General features: G+C 65.9%; 3 protein-coding genes. All 3 read left to right on the top strand.

Going from position 1 to position 1,463, the window contains the following annotated elements; genetic code table 11:
• Nucleotides 1-219: aldehyde dehydrogenase family protein (locus ACK6AU_RS31955; protein WP_058132271.1), on the top strand; the 219-nt coding region annotated here is incomplete at its 5' end.
• Nucleotides 220-421: 202 nt separating this feature from the next.
• The gene (pqqA, locus tag ACK6AU_RS31950) at nucleotides 422-493 is read left to right on the top strand and encodes a pyrroloquinoline quinone precursor peptide PqqA (RefSeq protein WP_409303758.1); all 72 of its coding nucleotides are present in this window, start codon (nucleotides 422-424) and stop codon (nucleotides 491-493) included.
• A gap of 59 nt (nucleotides 494-552) precedes the next feature.
• Nucleotides 553-1,463: pyrroloquinoline quinone biosynthesis protein PqqB (gene pqqB, locus ACK6AU_RS31945; protein ID WP_409303756.1), on the top strand; the 911-nt coding region annotated here is incomplete at its 3' end.

The following is a 1,463-nucleotide window of genomic DNA, read 5'->3' as shown; positions in this document are numbered from 1 at the left end:
TGGACCCGCGACATCAACCGCGCCTACCGCATGGGCCGTGGGATCAAGGCCGGTCGCGTGTGGACCAACTGCTACCACCTGTACCCGGCGCACGCCGCGTTCGGTGGCTACAAGAAATCCGGCGTGGGCCGCGAGACCCACAAGATGATGCTCGACCACTACCAGCAGACCAAGAACCTGCTGGTGAGCTACGACATCAATCCGTTGGGCTTCTTCTAAGCAGCGGCAAGCGGCAAGCTTCAAGCGGCCCATGCGTGCCTTTGTCGCTTCTATCTTGCTTGCCGCTTGTAGCTTGTAGCCGCCCCTGTTGCCCCTACCAAGGCACCCCGCCAACCGGTGCCAAAGTAGCATTCGGTCCTGCCGGCCACCGTGCATTAATGCGGTTACCGGAATCCCCCGGCACGACAAGAGGATCGACCCCATGTGGCATAAACCCGCCTACACCGACCTGCGCATCGGCTTCGAAGTCACCATGTACTTCGCCCACCGTTGAGTCGTCCCGCTCCGGCCGCTGCTGGTGGCGGCCGGAGTCTTCTGTCTTCGGAGCACTCCATGCATATCCGCATCCTCGGTTCCGCGGCGGGCGGCGGTTTCCCGCAGTGGAACTGCAACTGCCGCAACTGCGCCGGTGTGCGCAATGCCAGCCTGCGGGCCCGGCCGCGCACGCAATCGTCCATCGCCCTGAGCGACCACGGCGTAGACTGGATCCTGTGCAACGCCTCGCCGGACATCCGCGTGCAACTGGCGTCTTTTGCGCCCTTGCAACCGGCACGGCGGCTGCGCGACTCGGCGCTGGCCGGGGTGATCCTGCTGGACAGCCAGATCGATCACTGCACCGGCTTGCTCAGCCTGCGCGAAGGCTGCCCGCAAAAGGTCTGGTGCACCGAGATGGTCCATCAGGACCTGTGCAGCGGTTTCCCGCTGTTCAACATGCTCAGTCATTGGAACGGCGGCCTGGCCTGGCAGCCGATCCACCTCGATGGCCGCGCCTTCAGCGTGCCGGCCTGCCCGGACCTGCTGTTGCGGGCGATTGTCCTGCTCAGCAGTGCGCCGCCGTATTCGCCCCATCGCGGCAACCCCCATCCGGGGGACAACATCGGCCTGTTCGTCGAGGACCGGCGCAGTGGCGCCAGCTTGTTCTACGCCCCGGGCCTGGGCCAGGTGGACCCGGCCCTGTTGGAGTGGATGGGCCGCGCCGACTGCCTGCTGGTGGACGGCACCTTGTGGCGCGATGACGAGATGCGCCAGTGCGGGGTCGGCGACAAGCTCGGCAGCGAGATGGGCCACCTGGCGCAAAGCGGTCCGGGCGGGATGCTGCAGGTGCTGGAGGCGTTCCCAAGGGCGCGCAAGGTGCTGATCCACATCAACAACACCAACCCGATCCTCGACGAGGACTCGGCCGAACGCGCGGAACTGACCCGCCGTGGCATCGAGGTAGCCCACGACGGCATGGACCTGCACCT

This window comes from Pseudomonas sp. KCJK8993, from assembly GCF_046230915.1.
GTDB lineage: Bacteria > Pseudomonadota > Gammaproteobacteria > Pseudomonadales > Pseudomonadaceae > Aquipseudomonas > Aquipseudomonas piscis.
This window is presented reverse-complemented; position numbering and strand designations above follow the sequence as displayed.